10 protein-coding genes are annotated in these 13,510 nt (G+C 45.7%); 4 read left to right on the top strand and 6 right to left on the bottom strand.

The annotated features are described in order from the left end of the window. Positions 1-179: 179 nt before the first annotated feature. Both DW694_RS05240 and DW694_RS05235 read left to right on the top strand, forming a co-directional pair. Entirely contained in the window at positions 180-584 is a 405-nt protein-coding gene (locus tag DW694_RS05240; RefSeq protein WP_118752643.1) for a transcriptional repressor, read from the top strand. Between the two features lie 107 nt (positions 585-691). Beyond that, positions 692-1,237: an NADH peroxidase gene (locus DW694_RS05235; protein ID WP_015526390.1), complete on the top strand. Its 546-nt coding sequence runs from the start codon at positions 692-694 to the stop codon at positions 1,235-1,237. An 88-nt stretch (positions 1,238-1,325) separates the two neighbouring features. Here DW694_RS05235 and DW694_RS05230 read toward each other — a convergent pair whose 3' ends face one another. Next, positions 1,326-1,892 (bottom strand): HD domain-containing protein, encoded by a 567-nt coding sequence (locus DW694_RS05230; RefSeq protein WP_118752642.1) that lies wholly within the window; start codon positions 1,890-1,892, stop codon positions 1,326-1,328. 221 nt (positions 1,893-2,113) lie between these two features. Between DW694_RS05230 and DW694_RS05225 the strand changes: the two genes are divergently transcribed. Next, a complete protein-coding gene (locus DW694_RS05225; RefSeq protein ID WP_118752641.1) occupies positions 2,114-2,608 on the top strand; it encodes an HD domain-containing protein in 495 nt (164 codons plus the stop codon). A gap of 99 nt (positions 2,609-2,707) precedes the next feature. Here DW694_RS05225 and DW694_RS05220 read toward each other — a convergent pair whose 3' ends face one another. Both DW694_RS05220 and ileS read right to left on the bottom strand, forming a co-directional pair. Next, entirely contained in the window at positions 2,708-5,167 is a 2,460-nt protein-coding gene (locus DW694_RS05220) for a glycogen/starch/alpha-glucan phosphorylase (RefSeq protein WP_353615799.1), read from the bottom strand. A gap of 2 nt (positions 5,168-5,169) precedes the next feature. Next, complete coding sequence (gene ileS / locus DW694_RS05215; protein ID WP_118752667.1) at positions 5,170-8,334, bottom strand: isoleucine--tRNA ligase; 3,165 nt, start codon at positions 8,332-8,334, stop codon at positions 5,170-5,172. A 791-nt stretch (positions 8,335-9,125) separates the two neighbouring features. On the opposite strand from ileS, the gene DW694_RS05210 reads away from it, so the two are divergent. Then, complete coding sequence (locus DW694_RS05210; protein ID WP_118752639.1) at positions 9,126-10,415, top strand: D-alanyl-D-alanine carboxypeptidase family protein; 1,290 nt, start codon at positions 9,126-9,128, stop codon at positions 10,413-10,415. Here DW694_RS05210 and DW694_RS05205 read toward each other — a convergent pair. From DW694_RS05205 to DW694_RS05195, 3 genes are all read right to left on the bottom strand, one after another. Next, positions 10,392-11,348: a 3'-5' exonuclease gene (locus tag DW694_RS05205; protein ID WP_021650273.1), complete on the bottom strand. Its 957-nt coding sequence runs from the start codon at positions 11,346-11,348 to the stop codon at positions 10,392-10,394. The two genes, DW694_RS05210 and DW694_RS05205, sit on opposite strands and share 24 nt — an antisense overlap. Positions 11,349-11,418: 70 nt before the next feature. After that, the gene (locus DW694_RS05200; protein ID WP_021650274.1) at positions 11,419-12,381 is read right to left on the bottom strand and encodes a nucleoside hydrolase; all 963 of its coding nucleotides are present in this window, start codon (positions 12,379-12,381) and stop codon (positions 11,419-11,421) included. A gap of 404 nt (positions 12,382-12,785) precedes the next feature. Next, complete coding sequence (locus DW694_RS05195) at positions 12,786-13,223, bottom strand: Hsp20/alpha crystallin family protein (RefSeq protein WP_015526401.1); 438 nt, start codon at positions 13,221-13,223, stop codon at positions 12,786-12,788. Positions 13,224-13,510 lie beyond the last annotated feature (287 nt).

Raw genomic sequence — 13,510 nt, 5'->3', positions numbered from 1 at the left:
TAAGTCCTCTGCAGGGTTGCAAATATCCCCTACACCTGCAGCGTAAAAATACTCATTTACATCCAGCTCATAAAATGAAAATATTTCAGGATAATCATATCCAAACCTCTTGACAAACTTCCCTCTGCCATGTATTATAATATCAGTAACAATTACTATTACTGAAAGGGGGAAACATTATGGCAGCACTTAAATACAGCCGTCAGCGAGAATCCATCAAGGAATTTCTGAGATCCAGAACAGATCATCCAACGGCAGATACAGTATACGAGAATCTTCGACAGATCTACCCGAATATCAGTCTCGGAACTGTCTACCGTAATCTTTCTCTTCTCAGTGACATCGGTGAGATCCGGAAGCTGACCAATTTCGGAAGCGCGGATCGCTACGATGGAAGGGTCGCACCACACTCACATTTCATGTGTACCAGATGCAACCGGGTGATCGATATGCAGTCAGACAGCCTTAACGGAATTCTTGAACAGGCAGCTGCAGAATTTATCCACGGAAAAGTCTTTGACGTAGATGCAAGCTTCTATGGGATCTGCAAGGAATGCCTGAAAAAAGAAGAAAAACAATCTTGACAAAACAAAGATCACATGGTATCATAAAATAGTAATAATTACTATTATTAATTTAGAAGAAACAAAAACAAACAATATATTTCAAAAAAGAAAAGGAGATCATTACTATGGCTAAATGGGTATGTACAGTATGTGGATATGTTTATGAAGGCGAGCAGGCACCGGAAGCCTGTCCAGTATGTAAAGCACCAGCTTCTAAATTCCAGAAACAGGAAGGCGAGCTCTCATGGGCAGCTGAGCACGTTGTAGGTGTAGCTAAAGGTGTCAGCGAGGACATCCTTGCAGACCTGAGAGCGAACTTCGAGGGCGAGTGCTCTGAGGTTGGTATGTATCTTGCAATGGCTAGAGTTGCTCACAGAGAAGGATATCCGGAAGTTGGTATGTACTATGAAAAAGCAGCTTACGAGGAAGCAGAGCATGCAGCTAAATTCGCAGAGCTCCTTGGTGAGGTTGTAACAGACAGCACAGAGAAGAACCTTCAGATGCGTGTAGAGGCTGAAAACGGCGCTACAGCAGGTAAATTCGACCTTGCAAAACGTGCGAAAGCAGCTGACCTTGACGCAATCCATGACACAGTACATGAGATGGCTAAGGACGAGGCAAGACACGGAAAAGCATTCGCAGGTCTGCTTAAGAGATACTTTGGTAAATAAGAAATCCGCATAAAATCGGAATTTTTACAAGAGGGAACCACGTAAAATGGTTCCCTCTTTTTTAATGTTTCTGATGGAGATGTGCAAATTAGTGTACAGATTTTTCAATCTTCCGCACACTATCTGCTCTTACCTGCTCCCGAAGCTCCGTCAGATAATCTGAGAATTTCACCTGTTCATTTCCGTAGGTCATCTGCAGGTTATATTCCAGTGGGATCCAGGTTTTGATGTCGGATTCATTGTGCTGGATCAGCGCTTCCAGTTTGTCCAAAGCTTTGTAGATTCTGGATTCCAGAGTCTGCTGTGCTTCCATTTCCTGATACAGTTCTGCCATCTCTTTATCAAATGGTTCCGGCAGAGTTTTCACCCATTCACCCAGCACATCGGCTTCTTTTTCTGAATCTTTTACTGTTTTTTCAAAAGCTGGGATATCCCCGGTAAAAGCTTCTCCCATATCATGGATCAGACACATTTTCATGATCTTCAGAAGATCTGCCTCCGGAAACTCGTCGCTGACAAAATATGCCATCAGAGAAATTCTCCAGGAATGCTCCGCAACACTCTCCCGCCTGCCTCCGGATGTATAGCAATGACGCACTGCATCTTTTAATCGTTCTGCAACAGAAAGTACTTCAATCAGTTTTTCTGGTTTCATATTCGTTCTCTCTCCTCCGTCTTTTCATAATATTTTCACTGACACCAATTCTGTTCATTACTATACCATATCTCCGGTCATGGAAAACAGATGAAAAACAGAAGATTCCATTCTGAAAAAATTTGTCTCAACTAATTTATAAAAAAAATATAAACTTTATTGCATTTTTCTCCATAATAGTCATAATGAAATTATAAACAAAAGAAAGAAGGTGATTGCCGATGGATATCACGGTGTCGGATGAGGTCTCACAGGAATATCATGCGCTTGTGAAGAACATCCTCTGTAACAGAGAGTTCCTGAAGCTGAGCCTGTACACCCACCACCAGTGGACCACACGGCTCATGCACAGTATCAATGTTTCTTACCTCTCCTGGTTCATTGCCAGGAAGCTGGGATGTGACGAGAAAGCCGCCGCAAGGGCAGGACTTCTCCACGATTTCTGTCCCTATGACTTCAAGGCGGAGACACCGACCGGTGAGCATCAGGCGTTTTATCACCCGAAGGCCGCCGCAGACAACAGTGCCGCACACTTTGATGTCACAGACAGAGAGCTGGATGCGATACTCTCACATATGTTCCCTCTGGGACCTCTTCCACGCAACAGGGAAGCCTGGATCATCAGCTTTGCCGATAAAGCCTGCGCCATCGCGGAAGGCTGCCATATCGCCATTGCACTGGCCAGGCGGAACCGGATCGTCATCAATCCGGCATAATTTCCACACAAAAAACAGGGCCGTCGCCACTTCTGACGCGCCCTGTTTTTGTGTGGAAATTTATTTTATGGTAATATTTTGCAGATTACTTTCTATATCTTAGTTCTCTTTCACAATAACCTTATCCAGATGCCAGATATCATCTACATACTCCTGGATAGTTCTGTCGGATGTGAACTTACCGCTGCATGCTGTATTGAGAAGTGCCATCTTAGCCCAGCGTTTCTCATCCTTATATGCTTCCTCAACACGCTTCTGTGCCTCTGCATAGGAACGGAAGTCGCCAAGGATGAAGTACTGGTCAGGTCTCGGCATGTTGCGTTTGTCGAGAAGTGAATTGTAGATGTCACGGAACATCTCTGTATCGCTGGAGAAGGTTCCGTTGATCAGCTGCATCAGTACCTGACGGATCTCCGGATCTGTGTTGTAGATGAAGTCCGGATCGTAACCGCCGTTGTTCTCATAGTTGATGATCTGGTCGGAGCTCATACCGAAGATAAATGCATTCTCCTCGCCAACCTCCTGTACGATCTCAACGTTAGCACCATCCATGGTTCCAAGTGTCGGAGCACCGTTCAGCATGAATTTCATGTTACCTGTACCGGAAGCCTCTTTACTTGCTGTGGAGATCTGCTCGGAAACATCTGCTGCCGCAAAAATGATCTCAGCGTTGGATACACGGTAGTTCTCGATGAATACAACCTTCAGCTTGCCGTTGATGGAAGCATCATTGTTTACAACATCTGCCACACAGTTGATCAGCTTGATGATCTTCTTTGCACGTGCGTAAGCTGCGGAAGCTTTTGCACCAAAGATAAATGTTCTTGGATAGAAATCCATCTCCGGATGTGCCTTGATCTGGTTGTACAGATAGATCACATGCAGGATGTTGAGAAGCTGACGTTTGTACTCATGAAGTCTCTTAACCTGGATATCGAAGATGGAGTGCGGGTCAACCTCAACACCATTGTGCTCCAGGATATATTTTGCAAGACGCTCTTTGTTCTTGAACTTGATGGTCATGAACTCCTGAAGAGCCTTCTCATCGTCTGCGTAAACCTTAAGCTTGGAAAGCTGGGAAAGATCTGTGATCCAGTCCGGTCCGATCTTGTCTGTTACCCAGTCAGCCAGAAGCGGGTTTCCATGAGCAAGGAAACGTCTCTGTGTGATACCGTTTGTTTTGTTGTTGAACTTCTCAGGCATCATCTCATAGAAATCCTTCAGCTCCTGATTCTTGAGGATCTCGGTATGAAGGCGTGCAACACCGTTTACAGAGTAGCCTGCAACGATCGCAAGGTGAGCCATCTTAACCTGTCCGTCATAGATGATCGCCATCTTCTTGATCTTCTCGAAGTTTCCAGGATATTTCTGCTGGATCTCAAGAATGAAACGACGGTTGATCTCCTCGATGATCTGATATACACGCGGAAGCAGTCTGGAGAACAGCTCGATCGGCCATTTCTCAAGTGCCTCGGACATGATGGTGTGGTTGGTGTAAGCACAGCATTTTGTTGTGATATCCCATGCCTGATCCCAGCCAAGACCTTCCTGATCCATAAGAAGACGCATCAGCTCTGCAACTGCTACAGTCGGATGAGTATCGTTCATCTGGAATACAACCTTCTCATGAAGCTTTGTGATGTCATCGTGTGTTTTCTTATATTTGGCAATCGCTGCCTGAAGGCTGGCAGATACGAAGAAGTACTGCTGTTTCAGACGAAGCTCTTTACCTGCCATATGGTTATCATTCGGATAAAGTACCTCAACGATAGTACGTGCAAGATTCTCCTGCTCTACTGCGTTGTGATAATCACCCTTGTCAAAAGAGTCAAGGTTGAAGTCTACGATCGGCTCTGCATCCCAGATACGAAGTGTGTTTACAACATCATTATTATAACCTGTAATCGGCATATCGTAAGGAACAGCCTTAACTGCCTGATATCCTTCATGGATGAATTTATTCTCGTTCTTCACCGGATCCCACTCAACACGTACATATCCGCCGAAATGAACCTCTTTTGCATACTCCGGACGACGGAGCTCGAAAGGATAGCCGTTCTTCAGCCAGTTATCCGGTGCTTCTACCTGATAACCGTCACGGATCTCCTGCTTGAACATACCATAACGGTAACGGATTCCGCATCCGTATGCACAGTAGTTCAGAGTTGCAAGGGAATCCAGGAAGCATGCTGCCAGTCTTCCGAGTCCACCGTTTCCAAGAGCCGGATCCGGCTCCTGGTCTTCGATGCAGTTAATGTCAAGTCCAAGCTCCTCAAGAGCCTCCTTAACCTCGCCGTATGCACCAAGGTTGATCAGGTTGTTTCCAAGGGCACGGCCCATAAGGAACTCCATGGACATATAATATACGATCTTCGGGTCCTGTTTTTCATACGCCTTCTGGCTCTTGAGCCAGTTGTCAATGATCACGTCCTTCACAGTGTAGCTTACAGCCTGAAAGATCTGCTCCTGTGTAGCCTCTTCCAGTGTTTTTCGATAAAGGAATTTTACGTTTTCTTTTACACTTTTTTTGAATTCCTCTTTCTCAAACTGCTTGTCAATCATTAGTTTTCCTCCTGTACTTTGGATACTCCCAGTGTTACAGCCTCTTTGTTGATGTTCCACTCCTTGGTGTAACCCTCTGCTTCTCCCAGAATAATGTTTTCTGCCAGTACTTCACGTTTGATCTCATCCTGGTTTGCTTTCATGATATCCATGATCTTATCGTTATCTTTTGCATAGACAATGATCTTGTCCATGACTTCGAAACCAGCCTCTTTACGCATGGTCTGAACCTTGCTGATGATCTCGCGGACAAAGCCCTCCTGGATCAGTTCAGGTGTAAGGTTTGTATCAAGGACAACGGATGTCTCACCGTCTGTCTCTGTCACATAGCCCTCGCTCTGGGCTGTTTCGATCAATAAGTCTTCCTCTGCAAGCTCGACTCTGTTTCCGTCAATGTCAAGAACGAGAACACCATTATCTCTCAGCTCTTTCATTGCTGCGGTTCCGTCGATCTCGGAGAGTGCGGTACGGATGCCGTTCAGAAGCTTGCCGTATTTCGGTCCTACTGTACGAAGCTGCGGCTTGAAGCTGTAGGAAATGAAGGACTCTACATCATCTGCGAATTTCACTTCTTTTACGTTAAGCTCATCTGCGATGATATCTGTGTAGAATTTATCCATAGCTTTCTCAGCCTTTACATACATGGTTCCGATCGGCTGACGGTTCTTGATGTTTGCGGTATTTCTGCATGCACGTCCGAGAACAACGATCTCAAGAAGCTCTTCCATGTTTGCCTCAAGATCCTTGTCGATCCATGCCTCGTTTACCTCCGGGTAATCGCAGAGATGGATACTCTCCGGAGCGTCTGCATCAATGCTTCTTACAAGGTTCTGGTAGATATCCTCAGTCATGAACGGGATCATCGGAGCTGCAGCCTTGGCAACTGTTACCAGTGCTGTGTAAAGTGTCATGTAAGCATTGATCTTATCCTGCTCCATGCCCTTTGCCCAGAAACGCTCACGGCTTCTTCTTACATACCAGTTACTCATATCGTCAACAAATTCCTGGAGTGCTCTTGCAGCCTCCGGAATCTTGTAGGAATCAAGATCCGCATCGACAGTCTTCACCATGGTATTCAGCTTGCTGAGCAGCCATTTATCCATAACCGGAAGCTTATCGTAATTTAAAGTATATTTAGTTGCATCAAAATTATCAATGTTCGCATACAGTACGAAGAATGCGTAGGTGTTCCACAGAGTGCTCATGAACTTTCTCTGTCCCTCTACAACTGCCTTGCCATGGAAACGGTTCGGAAGCCATGGAGCACTGTTGATGTAGAAATACCAGCGGATCGCATCTGCGCCGTATTTGTTCAGTGCATCAAACGGATCTACTGCATTTCCCTTGGACTTACTCATCTTCTGTCCGTTCTCATCCTGTACATGTCCCAGAACGATTACATTCTTATACGGAGCCTTATTGAAAAGCAGTGTGGACTCAGCAAGAAGGGAGTAGAACCATCCTCTTGTCTGGTCAACAGCCTCGGAGATGAAGTCTGCCGGGAACTGCTGCTCGAACAGGTCTTTATTCTCAAATGGATAATGATGCTGTGCAAAAGGCATTGCTCCGGAATCGAACCAGCAGTCGATTACCTCCGGTACACGGTGCATGGTCTTGCCGCAATCCGGACACTTCATGGTGATATCATCAATGTATGGACGGTGAAGCTCGATGGTCTTCGCACGCTCGTCACCACTCTTCTCATAGAGATCCTGGCGGCTTCCTACGGATTCCATATGTCCGCACTCACACTGCCAGATATTCAGTGGTGTTCCCCAGTAACGGTTTCTGGAAATACCCCAGTCCTGAACATTCTCAAGCCAGTCACCGAAACGTCCTTTACCGATGCTCTCCGGAATCCAGTTGATAGTATTGTTGTTACGGATCAGATCATCCTTTACTGCAGTCATCTTGATGAACCAGGACTCACGTGCATAGTAGATAAGCGGTGTGTCACATCTCCAGCAGTGCGGATAATCATGCTCGAATTTCGGTGCGTCAAAAAGCTTGCCCTCTTTGTCAAGGTCTGTGAGGACCATCGGGTCCGCTTTCTTTACGAATACACCTGCGTATGGTGTCTCTTTGGTCATGTTACCCTGTCCGTCTACGAACTGTACGAACGGAAGGTCATACTCACGTCCGACACGGCTGTCATCCTCACCAAATGCAGGTGCGATATGAACGATACCGGTACCATCACTCATGGTAACGTAGTTGTCACAGGTTACGAAATGAGCTTTTTTGTGCTGTTTTGCTGCTGCCTCTCCTGTACATGCAAAAAGCGGCTCATATTCTCTGCGCTCAAGGTCTGTTCCTTTATATTTCTCAAGGATCTCATATGCAGGCTCATCATCCTTTGCAAGCTTGCCGAGAACCTTGTCCAGAAGTGCTTCTGCCATGTAGTAGGTATAGCCGTCTGCTGCTTTTACCTTACAGTAGATCTCATCCGGGTTTACACAAAGTGCAACGTTGGACGGAAGTGTCCACGGTGTTGTTGTCCATGCCAGGAAGTATGCGTCCTCACCAACAACCTTGAAACGTACGATCGCAGAGCGCTCTTTAACAGTCTTGTAGCCCTGAGAAACCTCCTGTGCGGAAAGCGGAGTTCCACAGCGTGGGCAGTAAGGAACGATCTTAAAGCCTTTATAAAGGAGACCTTTTTCCCAGATCTCTTTCAGCGCCCACCACTCGGACTCGATGAAATTGTTGTCGTATGTTACATACGGATGCTCCATGTCAGCCCAGAAACCAACGGTAGATGAGAAATCCTCCCACATTCCCTTGTATTTCCATACGCTCTCCTTACACTGCTGAATGAACGGCTCCATTCCGTACTCCTCGATCTGCTCCTTGCCGTCAAGGCCAAGCTTCTTCTCAACCTCAAGCTCAACCGGAAGTCCGTGAGTATCCCATCCTGCTTTTCTCGGAACCATGTACCCCTTCATTGTACGGTATCTCGGGATCATATCCTTGATAACTCGTGTCAGAACGTGTCCGATATGCGGCTTACCATTTGCGGTAGGCGGTCCGTCATAGAATGTGTATGTCTCGCCCTCTTTACGGCTGTCCATACTCTTTTCGAAAATCTTGTTGTCTTTCCAGAATTTCTCGACTTCTTTTTCACGGTCAACAAAATTCAGATTCGTGTCAACTTTACGATACACAATATTTACCTCCTGTGTCTGATTACTGGCTGCTGCCTCATCTGTAAGGCCACAGCGGATTGTTTCTTCACAGATACCTGTTCGTGCCAATGCTTCGGGCACTTATAAAAAAAGACCCCATCCTGTAAAAGGACGAAGTCTGATTCGCTGTACCACCTGTTACATTATACGGGCCTGTGTCCGGATCCCTGCGTCTTCTGCTGTGTTCTTATGCTCTGTGTTATGGCGCGGGCTGTTGTTCCATGTCTGTTCATGGCGGACAATTCTTTGTATCTGCCGATATATGTTCCCTGTAACGGAGGAAATCCGTCAGTTCTTACTTAATGATCATCTGTATATCAGATATTCTTCCGGCTGCTGCCGGACAACTTCGGAACTGAAGCTCAGGAGTGATATTCCGCCATATTTACTCGTCCCAGGCTCCCACCATCCCCAGTTCGCTGCAAGCTTTCCATATGGCCTACTGTCTCCATCACAGCTTTTTCTATATACGCTGTCTATTATAGGTTGGGGAAAATCCATATGTCAAGTGTTTTCATGGATTTTTCTTATTATATGTATGTTCACTTCTTCTTAATGGAATTTTCACAGACTGCAAGTAGTTTTTCCGGGAGGAAAGTGGTATACTACTACAGAATCTTGAGGGCCAAAATACAGCGTTTCATTAATACAATGCTATAATTAATGAAATACTGCACCTCATCACAAAACGGGCAAGATTTTTTCGGTTACTGATTCTCAAATGAATAATAACCTTCTCGCCCGGATTTATCACTGAAAGGTATCTTGTTATGAAAAATATGAAAAAACGATCCTTGCGCCGGATCTTTGCAGGCATTCTCGGCATAGGGATCCTGCTCACAGGCGCAGCTCCCTGCGCGGCGGCTGCCTATGGATACGATGAATATGGTGATCCTATCGTCACTGCCACACCGGTTCCTGATGGTCAGGCAGCAGCAGTCACGCCTGCTCACTCCAGCTATTATTCACAGGCTGCCGACACCGATTCCATTGACGGGTGGCCCAAAGGTCCCGGCATCGAAGCACAGGCTGCAGTCCTTATGGACGTAAATACAGAAGCCGTTCTTTATTCCAAAAATGCGGACACACAGCTCTACCCTGCCAGCATCACGAAGATCCTGACTACACTGCTTGCCTGTGAAAATCTGAACGCTAAGACAAACATTACCGTATCTGAAAAAGCTTCCACCAGTGTAACTGCCGGAGATTCCAGTATTTATGCTGCTCCCGGTGAAAAATTCACCAGGGATCAGGCCCTGATGGCTGTCATGCTCCAGTCCGCTAATGAAATGTCTGTCGCCGTTGCGGAAGAAGTTTCCGGCTCTGTAAAGAAATTCGCAGAACTCATGAACTGGCGCGCCAAGCTTTTTGGCTGCAAGAACACACACTTTAATAATCCCAACGGTCTTCCGGATGAGAATCATTACACCACAGCCTCCGACATGGCAAAGATCGCCAAATCCGCCTGGCTGAATCCTCTTTTCCGGCGATACTGCACCAAACGTTATTACGAGATCCCGCCTACCAATAAATTTGCGGAAGCCCGCCAGCTGCTCAATCATCACAAGATGATGAAAAACGGCGAATATTATTATGAAGGCGTCCGTGGCGGAAAAACAGGCTACACGGATGCATCCGGCAACACACTTGTCACCTACTGCAAACGAGGAAATATAACGCTGGTAGCCGTGATCCTGAATTCTACTTCCGCGGCAAATGCTTACAGCGATACCGCTTCTCTTTTTAATTATGGTTTTGAAAATTTTGAAAAGGTGGATATGAAGGTGTCCATGGAGCCAGTCCCGTTTAAGGTACTCCCTTGTGACAAATATATCCTTAAGAATAACGGAAACACCTATCCGTTTTATTATCAGACAAAGGTTTATGTGACTCTTCCAAAAGGTATCAAAAAATCACAGCTTAACAAACGCCAGGCCGTTCTTCAGAATGCTGTCGGCCCACTGCGTCTGAAAAGCAAATATTATTATAAGAAACAAATGGTCGGATGGGGAATGCAATACGAACGAAACATCGTATCAGATCTTCTCCTGGCTTCGTAACATTTTCCTGCGGCGGAGAGATTCGTGCTTTTCACGGATCTCATCCGCCGCTTCTGTATCTTCTGCTCTCAGGGTCTTCACCCCGAAATATTTTCCCTCATCGGTTTTTCGGATCCGGATCTTTCCGGCAACAGGTCCATGCTCATGGCAAAGGGCAAGGCTGTAATATACCTTGGAATTGTTGGTACTGAACCAGCGGATCTTCCTCTTGGCAGGGCATCTGCAGATAGGACACATGGTACTTACCATAGTACGGTCCTTCATCAGACGCTCCTTTGATACAAATTCCCTGGACACAAACTTGTCATGGTCTGTATAGGAAATATAGATCTCGCTGTCTCTGGATTTTGGATTCTGATATACATCCAGGGACGGATGGCGGATCATGCAGGCTTCATCGATCTCCAGGAGTATCCTGGCAGTATAGCTGGCGTCTGCCAGTGCCCGGTGAAAATCCCGGTTTTTGGGAAGCTGCAGGTAGTCTGTAGCATATTCCAGGGAACGCCTGGATATTCCATCCTCGAATTTTATGCTGAAAAGTTTCTGCACATCGTAGTAATGCACCGGCCCTGGCATCAGCTTCAGAAGATTATAGTATTTCATATTGCGCTGAAGTTCCATCACATCCTGGTCTCCCCAGGTAAAAAAGCGATACTCCTCCCCGCACCATTCCAGAAATCTGCGGATCGCCCTTGGAAAAGGGATGCCTTTTTCCAGTTCATGATAATCCACGTGGATCACTTCGTGGATACTGTCGTGGATCCAGTGGTACACTTTGGGCTTGATCAGGCACTGAAAGGTATCAACGATCTCTCTTTTTTCATTTAATTTTACTGCCCCGATCTCTATGATCTCAAACGGGAGCCGACTATCCGGATGTCTTCTTCCATCCGGATTCTGGTTCCATTCCAGGTCAAATACAATATAGTTCATGGGTTTTCTGTCCTCTTATCTGACTGCTCAGCTGCTTCATAAATGCAGCTGTTTCCGGATCGTTGTCCGGCTATTTCATATTTTTACATTCGGACACAGAATAAATCGCTTCAAACAGCTCCTGCTGGAAGCTTTCTGTATCTGCATCTGTCAGAATCATATCTTTCATTTCGTCTTCTTCGTGTAGCCACCAGCGGAAATCGCATAATGTGGCACCCCGTCCGGCACCGTCTGAACAATCCACATCCAGGAATACTTTTTCTGTTTTAAAGAACTCCGGATGGATGAGATACATAAACGGTACAGCAGCATGGATACTTGCCACGCAGCGATATTTGGAAAAATTTTCAAGTACGTAGCCAGCCATATCTCCACAGGCTCTGGCTGCCGGATCACCGGACTGGCACAGCTTCATGATCTGGTTTCTGGTGAGATTACATTTCAGGGTAGCATCCAGTCCACACATGATCAGTGGAATTCCGGAATCGAATACGATCTTTGCCGCCTCCGGATCTGCGTAGATGTTGAATTCCGCTGCCGGTGTGATGTTTCCGCCTTTTGCTGCACCGCCTGTAAATACGATTTTTCTGATCTTATTCTTTATTTCAGGAAAAACCTTTAACAGAAGTGCAAGATTAGTCATTGGTGCAGTTTCGATCATTACTACCTGCTCGCCCTCAGGAATGGCATTCAGAATGTCACGGATAAAAAGCACTGCATTATCAGAAGCAGCCTCTGATTTTGCTTCCGGCAGTACGCAATGGCCAAGCCCTGTCTCTCCGTGGAATTCTTCCGCATAAATTGCCGCTTTCACAAGAGGACGGTCCTGGCCTCCTGCCACCGGAACCTTCAGTCCGTAAAAATCCACCAGCTCCAGTGCATTTTTGGTCACTCTTTCTATCCTGGTACTTCCTGCAGATGTCGTCACTGCAAGCAGCTCCAGTTCATCCTGATGTGCTGCCGCATATGCCAGTGCGATCCCGTCATCGATTCCGGGATCACAGTCCATGATAACCTTGATCTTATCTCCCATATATTCACCTCTGTAAAAACTCTTTCCCCAATTTTATAGTATTGCCGAATTTCCGCTGTTTACCTGTTCCAAGTATAACAGAGTGAGGAAAGAGTGTAAAGTTAATCAGAATTCGTTACTGTTCACTCCGTTCTCAGCAACACGCTTCGCGGAATATTACCAGTAAACAATAATCAAAATTCACCTCTGTACTTCAGGCTGAAACGTAAAGAACCCCTCTGCCAGGCATTGGCAGAGGGGTGGAAAAAAGGGGGTTATATTCATTTATATAAACAAATGCGATGTGCAATTTGGAGCTTTAATATTTGCAATATCCGTTTGGGTTGTTCCGGATATTGTTATTATGCTATATCCCATCACCCGGAGCTTGCAATCCAGTACCGGGGCTTCACAATAAATGCTGATCAATCAATAGAAACAAATTTCTTCTCTTCTGCTTCTTTCTTGGTCTCTTCCTTCGGGAAGGTTACATGAAGGATTCCGTTCTCATATTTCGCATGGATATCTTCATGCTTAATGCTCGAGCCTACATAAAAGCTTCTGTTGCAGGTTCCTGTATAACGTTCTCTGCGAACATATTTACCTTTATCATCCTTCTCGTCTTTCTTCTCTTCTCTGGTTGCCTGAATGTTCAGATAACCATTCTTCAGCTGGATCTTCACATCCTCTTTCTTAAATCCCGGAAGATCGATCTCCAGTTCATAATTGCCATCTACATCACGGATATCTGTCTTCATCATATCCTTCACCTGAGGATAAGCATTGGCAGCTGCCTGACGGCCTGTCGGATATCCCATAAAATCATCAAATAAATCTTCTCCGAAAATACTTGGCATTAACATAACTCATTCCTCCTGATCTATATTCGCTGCGTGCTGCGCAGGCGTTTTTAATTTACTGTTTCTGAAAACATCTGCAAATTCTGTAAGAACTTTCTCCGGAAGATTTCTTTTTTCTCTCTTCCTTTGTTCTGTATGTACTATAACACGCATTATTAGCACTGTCAAGAGGCGAGTGCTAATTTCACACTTTCTTCACATTTTCCGTAATTTTACGATCCATTTTTCCGATACATATGTCTGAAGCGCCGAAGATAGAAGGACTCCCAAGATCAGAAATGGAACTGCCT

Source organism: Ruminococcus sp. AM26-12LB, from assembly GCF_003480785.1.
In the GTDB taxonomy this organism is placed as follows: domain Bacteria; phylum Bacillota; class Clostridia; order Lachnospirales; family Lachnospiraceae; genus Blautia_A; species Blautia_A fusiformis.
The sequence above is the reverse complement of the archived record's forward strand: the minus strand, read 5'-3'. Positions and strand labels throughout refer to the sequence as shown.

Excerpts from the sequence above, each read along its gene's own strand:
- DW694_RS05225 (WP_118752641.1), top strand. The coding sequence starts at position 2,114 with ATGGATATCACGGTGTCGGATGAGGTCTCACAGGAATATCATGCGCTT.
- DW694_RS05240 (WP_118752643.1), top strand. The coding sequence starts at position 180 with ATGGCAGCACTTAAATACAGCCGTCAGCGAGAATCCATCAAGGAATTT.
- DW694_RS05200 (WP_021650274.1), bottom strand. The coding sequence starts at position 12,381 with ATGGGAGATAAGATCAAGGTTATCATGGACTGTGATCCCGGAATCGAT.
- DW694_RS05235 (WP_015526390.1), top strand. The coding sequence starts at position 692 with ATGGCTAAATGGGTATGTACAGTATGTGGATATGTTTATGAAGGCGAG.
- DW694_RS05230 (WP_118752642.1), bottom strand. The coding sequence starts at position 1,892 with ATGAAACCAGAAAAACTGATTGAAGTACTTTCTGTTGCAGAACGATTA.
- DW694_RS05210 (WP_118752639.1), top strand. The coding sequence starts at position 9,126 with ATGAAAAATATGAAAAAACGATCCTTGCGCCGGATCTTTGCAGGCATT.
- DW694_RS05205 (WP_021650273.1), bottom strand. The coding sequence starts at position 11,348 with ATGAACTATATTGTATTTGACCTGGAATGGAACCAGAATCCGGATGGA.
- DW694_RS05195 (WP_015526401.1), bottom strand. The coding sequence starts at position 13,223 with ATGTTAATGCCAAGTATTTTCGGAGAAGATTTATTTGATGATTTTATG.